The 16,365-nt window shown below is 53.7% G+C and carries 12 protein-coding genes; 7 read left to right on the top strand and 5 right to left on the bottom strand.

Features of this window, described 5'->3' with window-relative positions; translation table 11 throughout:
* Positions 1 to 48 precede the first annotated feature (48 nt).
* Both SACSAC_RS02090 and SACSAC_RS02085 read left to right on the top strand, forming a co-directional pair.
* The gene (locus tag SACSAC_RS02090) at positions 49 to 624 is read left to right on the top strand and encodes a DUF6097 family protein (RefSeq protein ID WP_037282955.1); all 576 of its coding nucleotides are present in this window, start codon (positions 49 to 51) and stop codon (positions 622 to 624) included.
* Positions 625 to 821: 197 nt separating this feature from the next.
* Positions 822 to 4,298 (top strand): DEAD/DEAH box helicase, encoded by a 3,477-nt coding sequence (locus tag SACSAC_RS02085; RefSeq protein ID WP_084777874.1) that lies wholly within the window; start codon positions 822 to 824, stop codon positions 4,296 to 4,298.
* Between the two features lie 104 nt (positions 4,299 to 4,402).
* On the opposite strand, the gene SACSAC_RS02080 is transcribed toward SACSAC_RS02085, so the two are convergent.
* The 3 genes from SACSAC_RS02080 to SACSAC_RS02070 form a co-directional block, all read right to left on the bottom strand.
* Positions 4,403 to 6,115 (bottom strand): methyl-accepting chemotaxis protein, encoded by a 1,713-nt coding sequence (locus tag SACSAC_RS02080; RefSeq protein WP_037282951.1) that lies wholly within the window; start codon positions 6,113 to 6,115, stop codon positions 4,403 to 4,405.
* A 345-nt stretch (positions 6,116 to 6,460) separates the two neighbouring features.
* The gene (locus SACSAC_RS02075; protein ID WP_037282948.1) at positions 6,461 to 7,327 is read right to left on the bottom strand and encodes an aldo/keto reductase; all 867 of its coding nucleotides are present in this window, start codon (positions 7,325 to 7,327) and stop codon (positions 6,461 to 6,463) included.
* Positions 7,328 to 7,400: 73 nt separating this feature from the next.
* Positions 7,401 to 8,612 (bottom strand): MFS transporter, encoded by a 1,212-nt coding sequence (locus SACSAC_RS02070; RefSeq protein WP_037282944.1) that lies wholly within the window; start codon positions 8,610 to 8,612, stop codon positions 7,401 to 7,403.
* Positions 8,613 to 8,813: 201 nt separating this feature from the next.
* Between SACSAC_RS02070 and SACSAC_RS02065 the strand changes: the two genes are divergently transcribed.
* Positions 8,814 to 9,176 carry a winged helix-turn-helix transcriptional regulator gene (locus SACSAC_RS02065; RefSeq protein WP_037282942.1) on the top strand — a complete coding sequence of 121 codons (363 nt, stop codon included), beginning with the start codon at positions 8,814 to 8,816 and terminating at the stop codon, positions 9,174 to 9,176.
* 133 nt (positions 9,177 to 9,309) lie between these two features.
* Here the strand turns inward: SACSAC_RS02065 and SACSAC_RS02060 are convergent, their stop codons facing one another.
* Positions 9,310 to 10,311, bottom strand: a complete 1,002-nt coding sequence (locus SACSAC_RS02060) for a Gfo/Idh/MocA family protein (RefSeq protein WP_037282940.1) — start codon at positions 10,309 to 10,311, stop codon at positions 9,310 to 9,312.
* A gap of 134 nt (positions 10,312 to 10,445) precedes the next feature.
* Here SACSAC_RS02060 and SACSAC_RS02055 point away from each other — a divergent pair, with 134 nt between their 5' ends.
* Complete coding sequence (locus tag SACSAC_RS02055) at positions 10,446 to 11,087, top strand: hypothetical protein (protein WP_051506799.1); 642 nt, start codon at positions 10,446 to 10,448, stop codon at positions 11,085 to 11,087.
* Between the two features lie 175 nt (positions 11,088 to 11,262).
* Positions 11,263 to 12,114: a MurR/RpiR family transcriptional regulator gene (locus SACSAC_RS02050; RefSeq protein WP_037282937.1), complete on the top strand. Its 852-nt coding sequence runs from the start codon at positions 11,263 to 11,265 to the stop codon at positions 12,112 to 12,114.
* A gap of 82 nt (positions 12,115 to 12,196) precedes the next feature.
* On the opposite strand, the gene SACSAC_RS02045 is transcribed toward SACSAC_RS02050, so the two are convergent.
* A complete protein-coding gene (locus SACSAC_RS02045) occupies positions 12,197 to 14,386 on the bottom strand; it encodes an ATP-dependent Clp protease ATP-binding subunit (protein ID WP_051506798.1) in 2,190 nt (729 codons plus the stop codon).
* A 372-nt stretch (positions 14,387 to 14,758) separates the two neighbouring features.
* Between SACSAC_RS02045 and SACSAC_RS02040 the strand changes: the two genes are divergently transcribed.
* On the top strand, positions 14,759 to 15,556 hold the full coding sequence (locus tag SACSAC_RS02040; protein ID WP_037282935.1) for a MerR family transcriptional regulator: 798 nt from the start codon (positions 14,759 to 14,761) through the stop codon (positions 15,554 to 15,556).
* Positions 15,543 to 16,193 carry a GNAT family N-acetyltransferase gene (locus tag SACSAC_RS26705; protein WP_051506797.1) on the top strand — a complete coding sequence of 217 codons (651 nt, stop codon included), beginning with the start codon at positions 15,543 to 15,545 and terminating at the stop codon, positions 16,191 to 16,193. The genes SACSAC_RS02040 and SACSAC_RS26705 overlap by 14 nt, the downstream gene beginning before the upstream one ends.
* The last annotated feature ends 172 nt before the right edge of the window (positions 16,194 to 16,365 follow it).

The raw sequence follows: 16,365 nt of genomic DNA, 5'->3' as shown, positions 1-16,365 counted from the left end.
ATACTGGAAGCAACTGAGAAAAGACTGGAAGAACAGGAGGGAATCCGTATGAGTCTGATGAGACAGGCGGTGTTGGGGCCGCATGAGTTCCGTGTCACCGGTTCGCATTTGTCGGCGGCGCAGCGATTGATCGATTATTATTTGCTGCCGGTGGAAAAGGAGCCTTGGAGCTTCAGCAAGCAGATGATTCATCTGGAGCGCTACGCCGGTGAAGTGGGGTTCGAACGCGCGGCGGGAAGGTTGCGGATTGCCGATTATGCGCTTAACGGGTTATCCCTGCTGATCTTGGTCGGCATGTTGGGAACGGCGGGACTTGATCTGGTTTGGCCTTCGTTAGGGCTGCGCGAGTCGATCCTTGGAGGGGTCGCGGCCAATCTGGAAGCGGTGCTTTTGGCAGTAGCGGCGCTGCTAATGCTGACGGTCGGATTAATGGGCCTTCGTCGCTCGCTCGGGCGGGAACTCGAAGAACGACTGGTGGAATTATGGCAGCGGGTGCTTGAGGTGGTCAATCCGGCACTGGATATGCCCGCGGACTCGCCTTATGCGTTGTCCGAAGCGTTGAATGAATGGATGAGCCGCCAGGCCGTACGGGATGAAGAAGCTAATCCGAATTCTCTTTTCTGAACTACATAAGAATGGAAGAGGCTGCGTGCCTTTTTACGGGCATCGACTTTGAAGGGAAAACGGCTTGCGTACGGGAATTTCTCGTTCTGAGCCGTTTTTTGTCGTGTTCGGCAAGCTTGGAGACATGCGAACACGATGCAAACAGTGCGGGCTTCTGTTAAACTGGGACTCAGACTACACGCAATGGAGGACGTGCATTGAGAGAACGAGCGGCGGAGAGAGAATGGAATGAACGGATGATCAAGTCGTTGTGCGGAGCAGGCGCCTACCGGAAAGGCGAGACGTTGTTTCGTGCTGGAAAAGCGGAAGTGCGGCGGCTGACGGAGGAAGGCTCGGGGGTCTATGAAGCTTTCGTGCGCGACGGCGATACGCTGCGTTTGACCCTTCGTTTTGGAAGCGATGACGGGATAGCGGCGCAGTGCGAATGTTCGGCCGGGTTTGCTTTTGAACGCTGCTGCAAGCATACGGCGGCGGCCTTGTTGCAGCTTCTTTATTTGCGAAGAGAAGGATTGTTGAGTCATGAGAGTGCAGATCGGCTGACGCTTAATGGAGCAGAAGATGCTCAGAGCGCAGAGACTCTGCATGCATATGATGGCGACGGCGATGAGCTGCAAAGCTTTGCCGAAGACGTGCAAGACGAGCCGGGGCGTTTTGAAGCTGATGTAGCGGAAAGGGAAAGCGGACGTTTGGACGGCGAGAGTGTCTTGAAGAAAGAAGAACGGGCAGAGAACCGGTTGGTGGGTCGAGTGATGGATTTATTCCGCCGGCAGCCGCGTGCGTTGGCCGGATCGCGTTCGATCTTCGAATCGCGACAAGAGTTAAAAGCGGAATTTTGGATTGCTCCTTATCCGCATGGGCCACGGCGGGGATTGCTTGGTGCGGAATTGCGAGTCGGCCCAGACCGAACATACGCTGTATCGGATATCCGCGAATTTTTAACCCGATTCGAACGCGGGGAACGTTATTCTTTCTCCCGTCATTTTACCTACGATCCTGCGGATCACTGCTTCGGGATTCGGGATGATGCCGTGCTGCTGAGATTGGCGGAGATTCGTCGAAGCGAGAAAATGCAGCGGGCTTCGGCAGGTGCATTATATACGGGAGAAATCGGAGATCCCCCTTCGCTGCCTTTGCCGCCGCATGCTTGGGAAGGATTGGTGAGCTTATTGGGGGCGGCACCCAAGGCGGCGGTTCGGGCTCAAGGGCGTACGCATTCGGGAATCAACGTCTCGAAGGAATTGTTGCCGCTTCGTTTCGAGTTTGATCGCGGACAAGCGGGCTCGCTGCGTATGCGTGCGCGCGGCATGGATGAGACGACCGTGCTTGAATCGTACGGACTGACGCTCAACGCCGGAATCTTTTACCGCATCGGTTCGGCGGAGGCGCGTCGTTTAGCTGAATTGAAGCAGATTCTGGCGGCGAATACAGAGTCGGGCGATAACGGTCTTGACGGGGATACGGTGGATATTCCCGAGCCGCACATTCGTGCGTTTATGGAACGGGTCGTGCCGGGACTGATGAAGCTGGGCGATGTGTTTTTTGCAGGCGGCGTATCGGATCAGGTGGTACGGATTCCGCTGGCTGCACGCGTTTACCTGGACCGGGTGCATGATCGATTGTTGGCCGGATTGGAGTTTCAATATGGAGATATCGTCATCAATCCGCTGGAGCGCGGAGGAGAACGGCGGGGAGAAAGCCGGATTCTTGTCCGGGAAGGCGGCAAGGAACTGCAAATTTTGGAGTTGATGGAGCAGGCCGGCTTTATCCGTACAGAAGCCGGTTATTATATGCAGGACGAAGAACGGGAATTTGCTTTCCTGCACGGGATCGTTCCGCATTTGGAAAAAATAGCGAAGGTGTACGCTACGACCTCGGTCAAAGAACGCGTGATTACGGCCAGTCCGCCGCCGAAAATCTCGGCTGCGCTGGACGGACGATCCAACTGGCTGGAGTTTCATTTTGCCATCGAAGGAATCCCGGAAGCCGAAATTCGTTCTGCTGTCGAAGCGCTGTTGGATAAACGGAAGTATTATCGTTTGCGCAGCGGTGCGCTGCTTCCGCTTGAGACGCAGGCTTTTCGAACGCTGACTGAATTTCTGAACGGGCATCGCCCTTTTTTGTCGGAGGAAGACGCGGCGTCGTTCCGTCTACCCGTTGCAGAAGGACTGCATTTGCTGCAAGAGTATGCAGAAGGTCCGGATAGCTTAATGCGGCCTGATCGAGCCTTGCGCCGATTATTGGATAGTCTTCGAAGCCCGGATCTGCTCGATTTCCCCGTGCCGGAATCGCTGGCTCCAGTGCTGCGCGATTATCAACAAACCGGTTATCGCTGGTTGAAGACGCTGGCCCATTATCGCCTGGGCGGCGTGCTTGCCGACGATATGGGTCTGGGAAAAACGGTTCAAAGCATCGCCTACCTGCTGTCCGTACTGCCGGAGATCCGGGAAAGCGGCCGACCTGCGCTTATCGTGGCTCCCGCATCGCTGTTGTACAACTGGCGCAGCGAGCTGGAACGGTTTGCGCCGCAGCTTCGCGCCTTGATCGCGGATGGGAGTAAGGCTGAACGGGAATCGCTGCTGTCTCCCGAGCATGCGGCAGAGGCAGATGTGCTGATCGTCTCTTATCCGCTATTGCGTCGGGATCTGCCGCATTACGAACGCATGGAGTTTCACGCGCTCATGCTTGACGAAGCGCAAGCGATCAAAAATGCGGATACGCAGACAGCAAGGGCCGTTAAGTCGCTGCGAGCCGGATTCCGTTTTGCTTTGACCGGCACGCCGATCGAGAACTCTCTTGACGAGCTTCGATCCATATTCGATGCCGTGCTGCCGGGCCTATATCCCAACCGCCGCAAATTCGCGGAGTTGACGCGCGAGACCGTAGCCAAACGGGCCAGACCGTTTCTGCTGCGTCGATTGAAGGTCGACGTGCTCGGCGAGCTGCCGGAGAAGATCGAATCCGTGCGCGTAACGGAACTGCTGCCGGAGCAGAAGCGGCTTTACGCAGGCCAGCTTGCCAAACTCAGGTACGAAACATTGAAGCATCTGGATAACAGCGAAGAGCTGGGACGAAGTCGTGTCCGTTTCTTGGCCGGTTTGACCCGGCTTCGCCAAATTTGCTGCCATCCTGCACTGTTCGTGGAAGGATACGAAGGACGTTCGGCCAAGTTCGAGCAGCTGCTGGAGACGTTGGAGGAATGCCGCCGCGCGGGACGCCGGGTGCTGGTGTTCTCGCAGTTTACGGAGATGCTCGGCCTGATCGCACGCGAATTGGGGGTTCGCGAGATGCCGTTCTTTTATCTGGACGGCAATACGCCGCCGAGAGAACGACTGGATCGATGCGAACGATTTAATGAAGGCGAAAAAGATATTTTCCTGATTTCGCTCAAAGCGGGCGGAACCGGACTAAATCTTACCGGGGCCGATACCGTCATCTTATACGATCTGTGGTGGAATCCCGCTGTCGAGCGCCAGGCCGAAGACCGTGCGCACCGAATGGGCCAGACCCGAGCGGTTCAGGTTATCCGACTGGTGGCACGCGGAACGGTAGAAGAGAAGATGCATGAACTCCAACAGAAAAAGATCACCCTGATCGACGATGTGATTCGCCCCGGCGAAGACAGCGTAACGTCGTTGACGGATGCTGATTTGTTGGAGCTGTTGGGACCGGAATAAGCGACTCGCAATATCGACATCCTCAAGAGAAAAAGGAAGACATCCCCGAAGGGATATCTTCCTTTTTTGCGTGTCGATGCTTGTTTTGTCGCTTCCGTCTTCGATCAGACTTTGAAGCGTTCGATTGATGTTTGCAGATCCTGCGCGAGCTTGCTGAGATAAGCGGCGGAGCCGGTGACTTCCTGCACGGAAGCAAGCTGCTCCTGCGTGGCCGCGGCTGCGCTTTGGGTCATGTCTTTGGAATTGGTCGCGATCATGGAGGACGACTCGACCGTTGCCAATACTTCCTCTGAGCTTGCGGACATCTCTTCGGTGACTGCGGAGACTTCATGCAGCTGCACGGACAGATTGCGCGTACTGCTCATGATGCCGTCGAAGACGAGGGATACGTCGCGCATCACTTGACGTCCGGTTTCCGCTTGCGTACGGCTGAGTTCCATGCTGCGGAAAGCATTTTGCGTCTCGCTCTGAATTTCATGGATGAGTCCCGATACATTGGAGGAGGATTCCTGGGTTTGTTCGGCCAGCTTTTTGACTTCTGCGGCAACTACCGCAAAGCCTCGGCCTTCCTCTCCTGCGCGGGCGGCTTCGATAGCCGCGTTCAGGGACAGCAGACTGGTTTGATCCGCGATCGCTTTGATCGTGTCGGTGATTTCGCCGATGCTGGCGGACTTTTCGTTAAGCGAAGTGACGACTTCGGACAAGGTTCCGATCGAGCGATGGATTTGTTCCATTTCGCGAATCGCTTGTTCGAGTTTATCGTGCCCGCGAGTCACGTTGACTTCGGATTCTTGGGAATTCGAAGCCAATTCCGTTGCCGACTCGGCAATCCGTTGAATACCGACATTCATTTCTTCCATCGTGCGGCTCATTTCGATCGATCCGCGAGCTTGGGAGTCGGACCCTTCGCTAAGTTCCTGAATTTGCGTGGAGATATGTTCGGTGGCTTGAGCGGTTTGTTCGGAGCTTGCAAGAAGTTGCTCCGAGCTTGCGGCCAGAGTAACCGCATTTTCCGAAATTTGCTTCACCAGCACACCCAATGCCCCGACCATGCTGTTGTAAGAACGAGTCAGTGCACCCATTTCGTTTTTGGTCAGGCTTTTGCCCGTCGAGGTGAAGTCGCCTTCGGCTGCCTGCTGCATCAGAACTTGCAGCTCGCGCAGCGGACGCGTGATCGAGCGCAAAATCATGGTGGCCATCAGCAATAGCAAAGCGACCGCCAAGACGAGCGAAACGATGCTTACCGTTTTGGAGAACGCGGCCGCTTCGATATTTTTGACGTTGCTGACTTCCGCATCATTTTCGACATAAGCCGCCAATTGCAGGAACAGTGTTTCGCTTCCTTCTTTTTGAGGCTCAAGTTCATTCAAATAAAGCGAATAAGCTTCCGTATTTTGGTTGGCTTCAGCTAACGCGATGACTTGGTTTTCCAGATCGAGTAATTTTGCGCGAGAATCGCCAAGTTGATCGAAGAGTGCTTGCTCATCCGGGGTCATGTTCATTTGATCGTATTGTTCGAGGAGGTTAGAGTTTTTTTCGAACGTATCTTGGAATCGCTGCTTCATTTCTGTATTTTTGGCCTCATCCGTAGTCAGCATCATTTGCAAAATATCATTCATGATTCGGTTGAAGTTCGTGATGACCTGATTGATCGATTTGACCTTAACCAGGCTTTCTTCGTACATCATGCGCGAATTCGAAGCCATCTGGTTGACCGAGGCGTAACTGACCCCGCCTATGATCAGCAGGAATACGATGGCTGTTGCATTCAGAATTAAAAGTTTGGAACGAAGCTTGAGGTTGTGAAACATGTTCATAAAGTCACTCTCCATTATCCTGGAATAAATAGCTGTGGAATCGGTACGTCGAACGCGTTCGATGACAAGCTTGCGTTCACGCGGAAGTGACGGCTTGACGCGCCGGAATATCTTTTCGACGCGTTCAATATGCCGTTTCCTTCGACATAAAATCCCCTTTTATATGGAATTTATCGGTGTAGTTCGACAAAAAATGAATATAAAAAAAGAAAAAAACTTTTTTTCTTCGCTGTATTAAAGCAAGCAAGGTAAAGGGTGAAAACCACGGCGTCTAAGCAAACTCAACAACGCGCGCACCTTGGAAAAACAAAAAGAAACACCCGAAGGTGTTCCTTATGTCTATAATTAAAAATCGAAATCGTCGGGATCGGGACCGACGCGCAGATTTCGGTTCAATCCGTCGATCCGCTCCATGTCCGCCGGGGAGAGTTCGAAGTCGAATACCTGCGAATTTTCCGCGATGCGCGCTTCGCGGATCGACTTCGGAATCGTGACGACCCCGTGCTGCAAATCCCAGCGCAGAATGATCTGGGCGACCGTTCGGCCGTATTTGGAGGCCAGCTCCAGCAGCAAGGGTTCTTCGAACAAACCGCCCTGCATCAACGGCGACCAGGCTTCCATTACGATATTGTGCTTGCGAGTAAAATCGAGAAGCTCTTTTTGCGTCAGAAACGGATGAAACTCGACTTGATTGACCATCGGGGTGATCTCGGCATTCTGCATCAGTTTTTCCAAATGACGCGTTTGGAAGTTGCTGACGCCGATCGCTTTGACCCGGCCTGCCAGGTAAAGCTCTTCGAGCGCTTTCCATGCCGATTGATATTTGTCTTCGACCGGCCAGTGGATCAGATACAAGTCCAAATAGTCCAATCCCAGCTTTTGCAAGCTTAGCTCGTAGGCGGCCAGCGTTTCGGCATAGCCGAGGTCTGCATTCCATACTTTCGAAGTGATGAACAATTCTTCGCGGCGAAGGCCGGTTTCGAGCAGCGCTTCGCGAATCCCTTGGCCGACGCCGGATTCGTTGCCGTACACGGCTGCCGTGTCGATGCTGCGATAGCCGAGGCGGATCGCGCTTTTGACCGCGGCGATCAGATCGTCGCCTTCTTCGACTTGGAATACGCCGAGTCCGAGCGGAGGCATCGCCGTACCGGAAACCAGTGTGATGCGATCGTTAAGAGCAAGGGCAGTCTGTTGATTAGAAGTCGTTTTCATTAGCTGTTCCTCCTGAATGTCATGAATAATAGAAATAAAAGTATTCCAAAACGATAGGTTTTGTGTTCATCGATCAAGCGGCAAGGCCGCCGGAACGTTTGGCTTCAGTGCGGCGTTCTAACGAAATAGCGAAGCCGGTCAGCAGAGCGGCCGATGCCGTCATTGCCGCACCGATCCAAGCGGTATGCAGAAGCGCTCCGTGTTCGGCCGCCACTCCTCCGATATAAGCTCCCAGCGCAATGCCTGCGTTAAAAGCTGCGATATTGAGAGCCGAGGCGACATCGACGGCTTGGGGAGACAGCCGTTCGGCCAGATTGACGACATGCACCTGAAGACCGGGTACGTTCATGAACGCGAACAGCCCCATGACCAGTACGGTAATCAATCCGGCGACTTTAAACGGCGCAGTGAAGAACAAAATAAGCAGTACGACAGCTTGAGCGGCAAACATGATGCGCAGCGCCGATAACGGCTTTCGGTTTGCCGCACGGCCGCCCACCAGATTGCCGACCGCGATAAAGACGCCGTAGAGCAGCAGAAGCAGGGCCGTGACCGATTCGCCGAAACCGGTAATACCCGTCAGAATCGGAGACAGATAAGTGAATACAGCGAATGTGCCGCCGTAACCCAGCGCGGTAATCAGCAAGGCCAGCAGTAAGCGACCGTTGCGCGCAAACTTCAATTGCTCGCATACCGGCGTCCGCGTGCCTCCGCGCAATCCGGTTTTGGGAATCAGCAGCAGATTGGCTGCAAAGGCAACGGCGCCGATCACGACGATCGCGACGAACGCGGCGCGCCAACCGAGCTGCTGGCCGATAAAAGTACCGAGCGGAACGCCCGTTACCGTCGCGACCGTCAGGCCCGAGAACATGATCGATACGGCGCTGGCCCTGCGGTTTTCCGGAACCAGGTCGGCGGCGATGGTCGATCCGACCGACATAAATACGCCGTGCGCGAAAGCACTGAGTACCCGTGCAATAAGCAGCAGGGTAAGTTCCGTCGAGACTGCGGCAAGCGCGTTGCCGATCACGAACACCACCATAATGCCCAGCAGCAAGGTTTTGCGCGGTACGCCGGAGGCGAGCGAAGTGAGGACCGGAGCGCCGAAAGCAACGCCAAGCGCATATAAGGTGACGGTCAATCCTGCCAGAGAGACCGGGATGTCCAGATCGGCAGAGATCAGCGGCAGCAGCCCGACGCTGATGAACTCGGTGGTACCGATCGCGAAGGCGCTGACCGCGAGAGCGAGCAATGCCAAAGTACTTCTTTTCGAGGATAAAGCCATAATGATTCCACTCCTGTTCGGTTTCGCGATGCGAAGCGCATGCGAGTCATGACGGGGCGTGCACGCCCTGGTTAATTTCGGCCGGTGATGTTAGTATGAAACAAAGGGTTAGGAATGAACAGTACGTACTTTTAAGTACTGTAGGTACTTTTTGGTGCCTATACGATCCGAATTCATCCCGATACAAGGAGCGAACCTATAATGGCGGCAAAAAAATATAATATCTCGGTCGAAGCCACGCTTGAGGTCATCGGCGGGAAGTGGAAATGCGTGATCCTGTGTCATTTGACTCACGGCAAGCTCCGCACGAGCGAACTCAAACGGCTTATGCCGAGTATCACGCAGAAGATGTTGACCCAACAGCTGCGCGAATTGGAGGAAGACGGGATTATCAACCGCATCGCGTATAATCAGGTCCCGCCCAAGGTCGAATATGAATTATCGGAGTACGGGCAAAGCCTTCGCGGCATTCTCGATTCGCTATGCAATTGGGGCATGGTGCATATCGAGCGCAAATTCGGGGATAAAGCCTCAATGTTGGAAGACAGCGTGTTGAACCGGTAATTTCGGCCGAGCGATTCGGGAAAAATGATAGGCGCATAGTCAAAAACGAAACGCACAAAAAAGCGGTACGGGAACCGAATGTTCCCGTACCGCTTTTTCTGATGAAGATGCGCGTCATTGAGTTTGCTCACGGTCATACGCTTGGAGACACTCGATCCGCCGCAAACGCGATCCCGGCTTCGCGGCGCGCTTTCGTCGCGATGTCCATGACGAGCACGGAATGCCGCAGCATCTCCATGCTTTTTCCCCATTCCCGATCCCGGTACATTCGAGCGAAGGCGCGGAACTCGTTCGACATATGATTGTTAGGAACGTCAAACGCAAACGTCTCTTCGCGTTCGCGCGTCTTCAACGTGATCGAGCTGCACATATTCGGCGGACCGTCCACGCGGATGCTGCCGTTCTCTCCTTGAAGAAGCGTGAAGCAGTCGCCGTCGGAGTCTTTGCCTGCCAGGCAGGCAGCCGCGAATCCATCGTAGGCCAGCGTCAGCACGCCGGACGTGTCGATCCCGTTCGGACCGATATTTCCGATATAGCGTGCATCGTTCGGACGACCGAACAAGCCGATCGCGAAATGCAGATTGTAAATGTTCAGGTCATACAGCGCGCCTCCGGCCAGTTCCGGATCGAACGCGGGCAGCACTTTGCCTTCCAGGTAGTCGCCGTAGCGGCTGGAGCGCTTGGAGAAGTTGCTTTGCACCAGGCGAACCTGACCGATCTCCGGCAGCAGTTCGCGGACTTTCAGGTAATCCGGCGAATACGGCGTTACGACCGCTTCGAATAGGTAAAGCTTTTTCGACTCCGCCAGTTCCATCAATTCCCGCGCTTCTTCCACGGTCGACGTGAACGGTTTTTCCACCAGAAGATGCTTGCCCGCCTCCATCGCGCGTTTGGCATAGTGATGGTGCAAGCTGTTCACGATCCCGATATAAATAAATTCGACGTCCGGGTCTTGGAGCATCACATCGTAGTCCGTATAGACCGTATCGATACCATAACGTTCAGCCAGTTCGCGTCCGGTCTGCTCGCTGCGCTCCCGCACACAGATCGCCGTCACTTTTGTCCCTTCGATTGCTGCCAACGCATCCAAAGCCACTCGTACGATCATGCCGCTTCCTGCGATTCCGATCTTCATCTATGATTCCTCTTTTCAAATTAATTTTGCGAAAAGTGTAATGCCTCGATGCACACTCCCGTCTAATGCATCACAAGGACCAGGGGGCTTTTCGTTCTCTGTTCCCCAAACCCAAATTAGAGGAGTGTTCAATCATGAAACGTACATTCAACCAACCATTCCGTAAAATCGCCGCGTTGACTTTTGCTTTTTCCTTAGCCGTCCCGTTCGCAGCTTCCGATAATTCCCTGCTGTCCAATGAGGCGCATGCGGCAGGCACGACCTTATCGGCTGCGGCTGCAAGCTCCGCCTCTGCCAGCAAAAGTGTGCGTCCGGCCACTCAGTCGTTTTCGCTAATGGTTCAAGGCAAGAACGTCAAACGTACGGCTCACCTGAAGCAAGGCAACGGCTACTCGCTCTATGTGGCCAACGGCTATACGTTCAGCAAGGCGAAAAACAAGATCTACCTGACCCAATATCCGTCTTATAACGCGCAGATCGAGAAACTTCCGGCCAACTTCAATCTGCAAAAAGTGAGTAAGCAGGGCAGAGCCGAGTTGAAAAAGTACGGTACGGTCAGCAGTTACAGCGGCGACCAATTATTCGAAAGCCCGATGGCTTCTGCCAAGCTGTTAATACAAGCAAGCGATTCGAAGGGTAATCTTTGGAACTACATCATTTGGACGTCGGAAAAAGGGGATTCGTATCTGTTCCGCGTCCATGCGCCGACCAGCGAATTCGCCGGAACGTTTATCGAGATTATTTCCAATTCGTTGACCAGCATTGTCCCGAATTAAAGGTACAACAAGAGAGTTCCCACCCCCATTATAGGCGCTCTCTGCCTGTTGTGGCTCGACCCGGCGGACATTATAATTGAAGTACATGGAAACGGACAAAGCCTTCGCGGATACGTACTTTAAGTACGCTTGAATGATCGGGATTCGGAGTCGAAACGGGAAAAGAGGGAATTCATTGCTGCTTGAAAAATTACGCCGCGGGGAAGGTTTCTCCGAAGCGGAACGGGAGATTGCCGGCTATGTGCTGGAGCGTCGGGAGCAGGTGCTGGGCATGACGATCGGACAGTTGGCGGCGGCGGCTTATGCTTCCAACCCCACGATTGTGCGTCTTTGCCGAAAGCTGGGCGTCAGCGGTTTTCGCGAATTCAAGATTGTGCTGGCTTCGGAGCTTGAGCGTTCGGCAGGGATCGAAGACGTAGATGCCAACGTGCCTTTCGGTCTAAAAGAAAGCGCGGAGACCATTGCCGCACGCATCGCTGATTTGACTCAGGCGACCGTGCGGGAAGGCGCGGAGCTGCTGCATGGACCGGATCTGGACGCTGCCGCCGCCATGCTGGATTCGGCGCGGCAGGTGTATCTGTTCGCGACAGGGGATTCCATGGTGCGGGCGCTCAGTTTTCAGGGGAAGCTGCTGAAGATCAATCGGCTTGTGCATGTGACCCACCTGATGCAGGAACAAGGCTATCATGCCTATAATGCCGGAGCGGAAGACTGCGCGGTGTTCATTACGTATCACGGTCGGCAATCGGGGTACGCGGCATATGCGGATACGATGAAGCAAAAAGGGGTCAAGCTGATCGCGATCACCGCCAATAGCGAGGGGACGCTCGCTAATCTGTGCGATCTGGTGCTTCCGCTGCCGCTCAGCGAAGATCCGATGGGCAAGATTGCGACCTTTTCTTCCCAGATTGCGATTGATTATGTATTAAACGTCTTGTATTCGTGCATGTTCAATCTGCGCTACGAAAGCAACTTCGAGATGAAGCAGTCCGGTCAGACTTATGTCGAGCGGACGAATGGATTGTAAAAAAAGAAAGCTGCCTTGAACCGGTAATCGGTTCAAGGCAGCTTTTTTGTATCTATATTGTCGAAAAGAAAAGGGATTAAGTTTAGACTTCTTTATGCAGCAGAGGCGCTACGCTGGTTTGAACGTCTTCGTTTCGTACGACCACGATCTGATCGTCAACCAACTCTACCGTGATGGCAGTTACGTCCTCGTCATCCAGCAGCAAATCCGTCACGCCGTCTTCCACATGTTGTTGAATCATACGGCGCAGCGGACGGGCACCGAAGGAAGGATCGTAGCCCAGCTCGGCCAGTTTGCGCTTCGCTTCGTCCGTGATATCCAGCGAGATGCCGCGCGCCGACAGATTGGATTTGATCTCGCCGAGCATGTTGTCGACGATCGTCACCAAGTCTTCTTCCTTGAGTGAAGCAAACGGTACGATCCCGTCGAAACGGTTCAGGAACTCGGGACGGAAATGCTGACCCAGCGAATTCATGATCGAGCGCGTTTCTTCCGTTTTCGCCGTGAAGCCCATCGTGATTTTCTTCTCGGCTGTTGTGCCTGCATTCGACGTCATGATGATAACCGTGTCTTTGAAGCTGACCGTACGGCCTTGGCTGTCGGTCAGACGCCCGTCGTCGAGCACTTGCAGGAACATATGCTGAACATCCGGGTGCGCTTTTTCGATCTCGTCGAGCAGGATGATGCTGTACGGATTGCGGCGGACTTTTTCCGTCAATTGCCCTGCTTCTTCGTGACCGACATAACCCGGAGGCGAGCCGATCAGCTTGGACACGGAGTGGCGTTCCATGTATTCGCTCATATCGAGACGGATCATCGCTTCATTGCTGCCGAACAATTCATCCGCCAGCGCTTTGGACAATTCCGTTTTGCCGACGCCGGTCGGTCCGACGAACAGGAAGGAGGCAATCGGCTTGGTATCGTTGCGCAGTCCGGCACGTCCGCGGCGAACGGCTTTGGCAACTTTGTCGACCGCTTCCGCTTGGCCGATGACGCGGCTTTCCAGACGCGCGGCCAGATTTTTCATTTTGCCGCGCTCGTCCGCTTGCAGTTTGCCGACCGGGATGCCTGTTTTGCGTTCGATGATGTTTTGAATATCTTCGACGCTGACTTCAAGCATCTCTTCAGCCGGAACTTCGCCGTTCAGACGAGCGGTCAGGGATGTTTCCTCATCGCGCAGCTTGGCGGCGCGTTCGTAATCTTCTTCCCGTGCAGCGGCGTCTTTTTCGATCTTGATTTGTTCCAAACGAGCCTTGATCTCATCGGTTCCGCCCGTGGAAGCGCGCAGATTCAATTTCGCTCCGGATTCGTCCAGCAAGTCGATCGCTTTGTCCGGCAGGAAACGGTCCTGAATGTAACGGCTCGACAAACGCACGCACGCTTCAAGCGTCTCGTCCGGGTAACGAACGCCGTGGAACTGCTCGTATTTCGCGCGCAGTCCTTTCAGAATTTCGACCGTTTCTTCGGCAGTCGGTTCATCGACCATCACGGGTTGGAAACGACGTTCCAGCGCGGCATCTTTTTCAATCTGACGGTATTCTTTCAATGTCGTCGCGCCGATCACTTGCAGTTCGCCGCGAGCGAGTACCGGCTTCAGAATATTGCCCGCGTCCATGGAACCTTCCGCAGAACCCGCGCCGACCAGCAAATGAATCTCGTCGATGAACAGCAATACGTTTTGACGCTGCTCCAGCTCGGCGATCAGTTGCTTGACCTTTTCTTCGAATTGACCGCGGACGCCTGTGCCTGCCACGAGGGAAGCGACGTCCAGCGAGTATACTTCTTTATTTAAAAGCTTCGCGGGAACCTGGCCTTCCGTGATGCGGAGCGCAAGACCTTCGGCGATCGCCGTCTTGCCGATGCCCGGCTCGCCGATCAGGACCGGATTATTTTTGTTGCGACGATTCAGAATTTCGATCACGCGATCGATCTCTTCGTCGCGTCCGATGACGTTGTCGATCTTGCCGCCGCGAGCCGCATCGTTCAGGTTGCGGCCGAGTTGATCCAGCAGACCGCCGCCGCGGCGACCGTTTTGCGCTTGAGCGCCTTGTTGGCGGGATGGCTGTCCGTTGGAGGACTGACCTTGCATGAAGCCGCGGAACAGTTCTTCGAACGGTGATTGGCCAGACTGTCCCATGCCTGCCGCGAACGGCACGCCGCCGCTCACTTTGGCGTAGCAGTCTTCGCAAAGGAACATTTTTTCGGATTTATTGTTAAGGGTGAGGCTCAAACCGACGGTTGCTTGATTATGGTTACAGTGTTGACAGCGCATGAAGGCATGCCCCTTTCATTGTACGATTTAAGTATTTCTCATGTGATTCAGGAAACGGCGGGTCCCTTCAGGGGAGAAGGGGCCTGCCGGAATAGGGGGAACGAAAGTCAAAGGCTGCACAGAATCGAAGACCGCTAATCGGAGGTGACGTTCTTCAAGTTTGTTCATCAAGGTAAAAGTTTGATCTTTCGACCTGACTTTGACTTTCTTTGACCTTATTATACCTCGTGCACAATCAATGTCAACACTTTTTCGGTTATTTTTAGTAAGTTTGTTGAAAAAGGTGGCAAACATGCAAATACGACTTAAAGATTGACCTTAGGTCTGACCTAACCTTTATAGTAAAGACAGGAATCGGAAAGGGGAAAGGTCATGAATGATTTTTTGAGCATACGCGAATTTGCGCAATTGATGGGAGTGTCCGTGCATCAGGTGCGTTATTTTGAAGAAAAAGGGCTGCTGCTTCCCGCGCATATCGAAGCCAACGGCTATCGGCGCTACGGCGTTGACGAAATTTACCGACTGTCGCATGTTCTGCTGCTGCGTAACTTGAATATTCCGGTAGCGGAGGTCGGGAAGGTGTTTGATGAAGACGATGCGGAAGCTCATGAACAGCTCTTGCTTGATTCCGTGCAGCAGCTTCAGCGAGAGATTGTTCGTTTGCAACGAATCGAATATTTTACCCGGCATATTTTAGAGGAACGAGCGAATATGCAGGCACAAAAGAACGTCCAACGAGAGCTACGGCGTCAACCTGATCGTAAACTTGTACGTTGGGTAGAGCTTGGAGATCGAACCGAGCCAACGGCAAGAATGCTGCTGAAAGCACAAAATCGTCCGGCGAATTTGTTCGAGACAGACTTATATTATGTACAGAGCGATCAAGGAACGATTTTATATTTCGATGCAGAGGACGACCGGCAGGCGTGTTCGGTCGATCGGATTCTTGAACGCGGCCTGTATCTGTGCGAGAACTTCGATGCTGTCGATAACGCGGAGGTAGGTCGAAGAATCGAAGAGGCTTTTCTCTATATCCAAGAAACTTTCGGCTTTGAGGCGGACATCTTTATTTTGATCGAAAAATCGTACCTCTCGCTGTTCGGCGGGACTTCGATGAAGGTCGAGCTGCAAGTCCGCGTGGGAGAGTGGGAAGAAGATGACGAATCTTGAAGTCTTATCGTCTCTTCGAATTGAACCGAGCAGTGCGGATTATCATCTCGACGCATGTCGATTGCTGGCCGGCTCATTTCGGAAAAAGTTCGCGACTTCCGCTCGAATGGATAAAGAAAAGATTGCCCGCTTGCTAGCCGCATCGTGGCCGTATCGTAATGAAGGAGATTGTCGGCAGTACACAGCTTTCCTGAAACATACGCCCGTCGGAACGATTGCCTGGAAGGGAACGCCTCGATATAAAGATGATGCGTTTCGTGCCGGCAGTCAGACAAACGAACCTTCGCTCATCGCGCTTGTGCTGGAATTCGGGTTATGGGACGTATTGCGTCTGACAGCGGGAATGGCCGCACTCGCGTATACGCCGTCCGAGGGCGAATGTTATGTCGAGCATGTGGCGGTTCATTCTCGTTATCGGGGGTGTGGAATCGGACGGAAACTGATGCAGCAGGTTTTATCTTTTGCTTATCAACACGGCTTTACAGTTTTCTCCTTGCATGTGTCGGAACACAATTCGGGTGCAATGCGGCTGTATGAATCCATGGGATTTTCATATGTTCGAACCGAGCGGCGGCCGCTGGGCGGATGGCTGTTCGGCGAACGAAACTGGCAGCTGATGAAAAGGAATGTTCGTTGAGCCGCCAAAGATAACACGTTTTGACTCAAGGCATGAAGGAAGGAGAATTCGAAGCAAGATGGAGAGAAGACAAGCGATTGAAGATCAGAATCAGATTGCGGAGCAGCGGAAACCGTACAAGCAAATCCAACCATCTCTCCGTAGAAAACGGCTTTGGATCACCGGGGCGGTT

Source organism: Saccharibacillus sacchari DSM 19268 (genome assembly GCF_000585395.1).
Classification (GTDB): domain Bacteria; phylum Bacillota; class Bacilli; order Paenibacillales; family Paenibacillaceae; genus Saccharibacillus; species Saccharibacillus sacchari.
The sequence above is the reverse complement of the archived record's forward strand: the minus strand, read 5'-3'. Positions and strand labels throughout refer to the sequence as shown.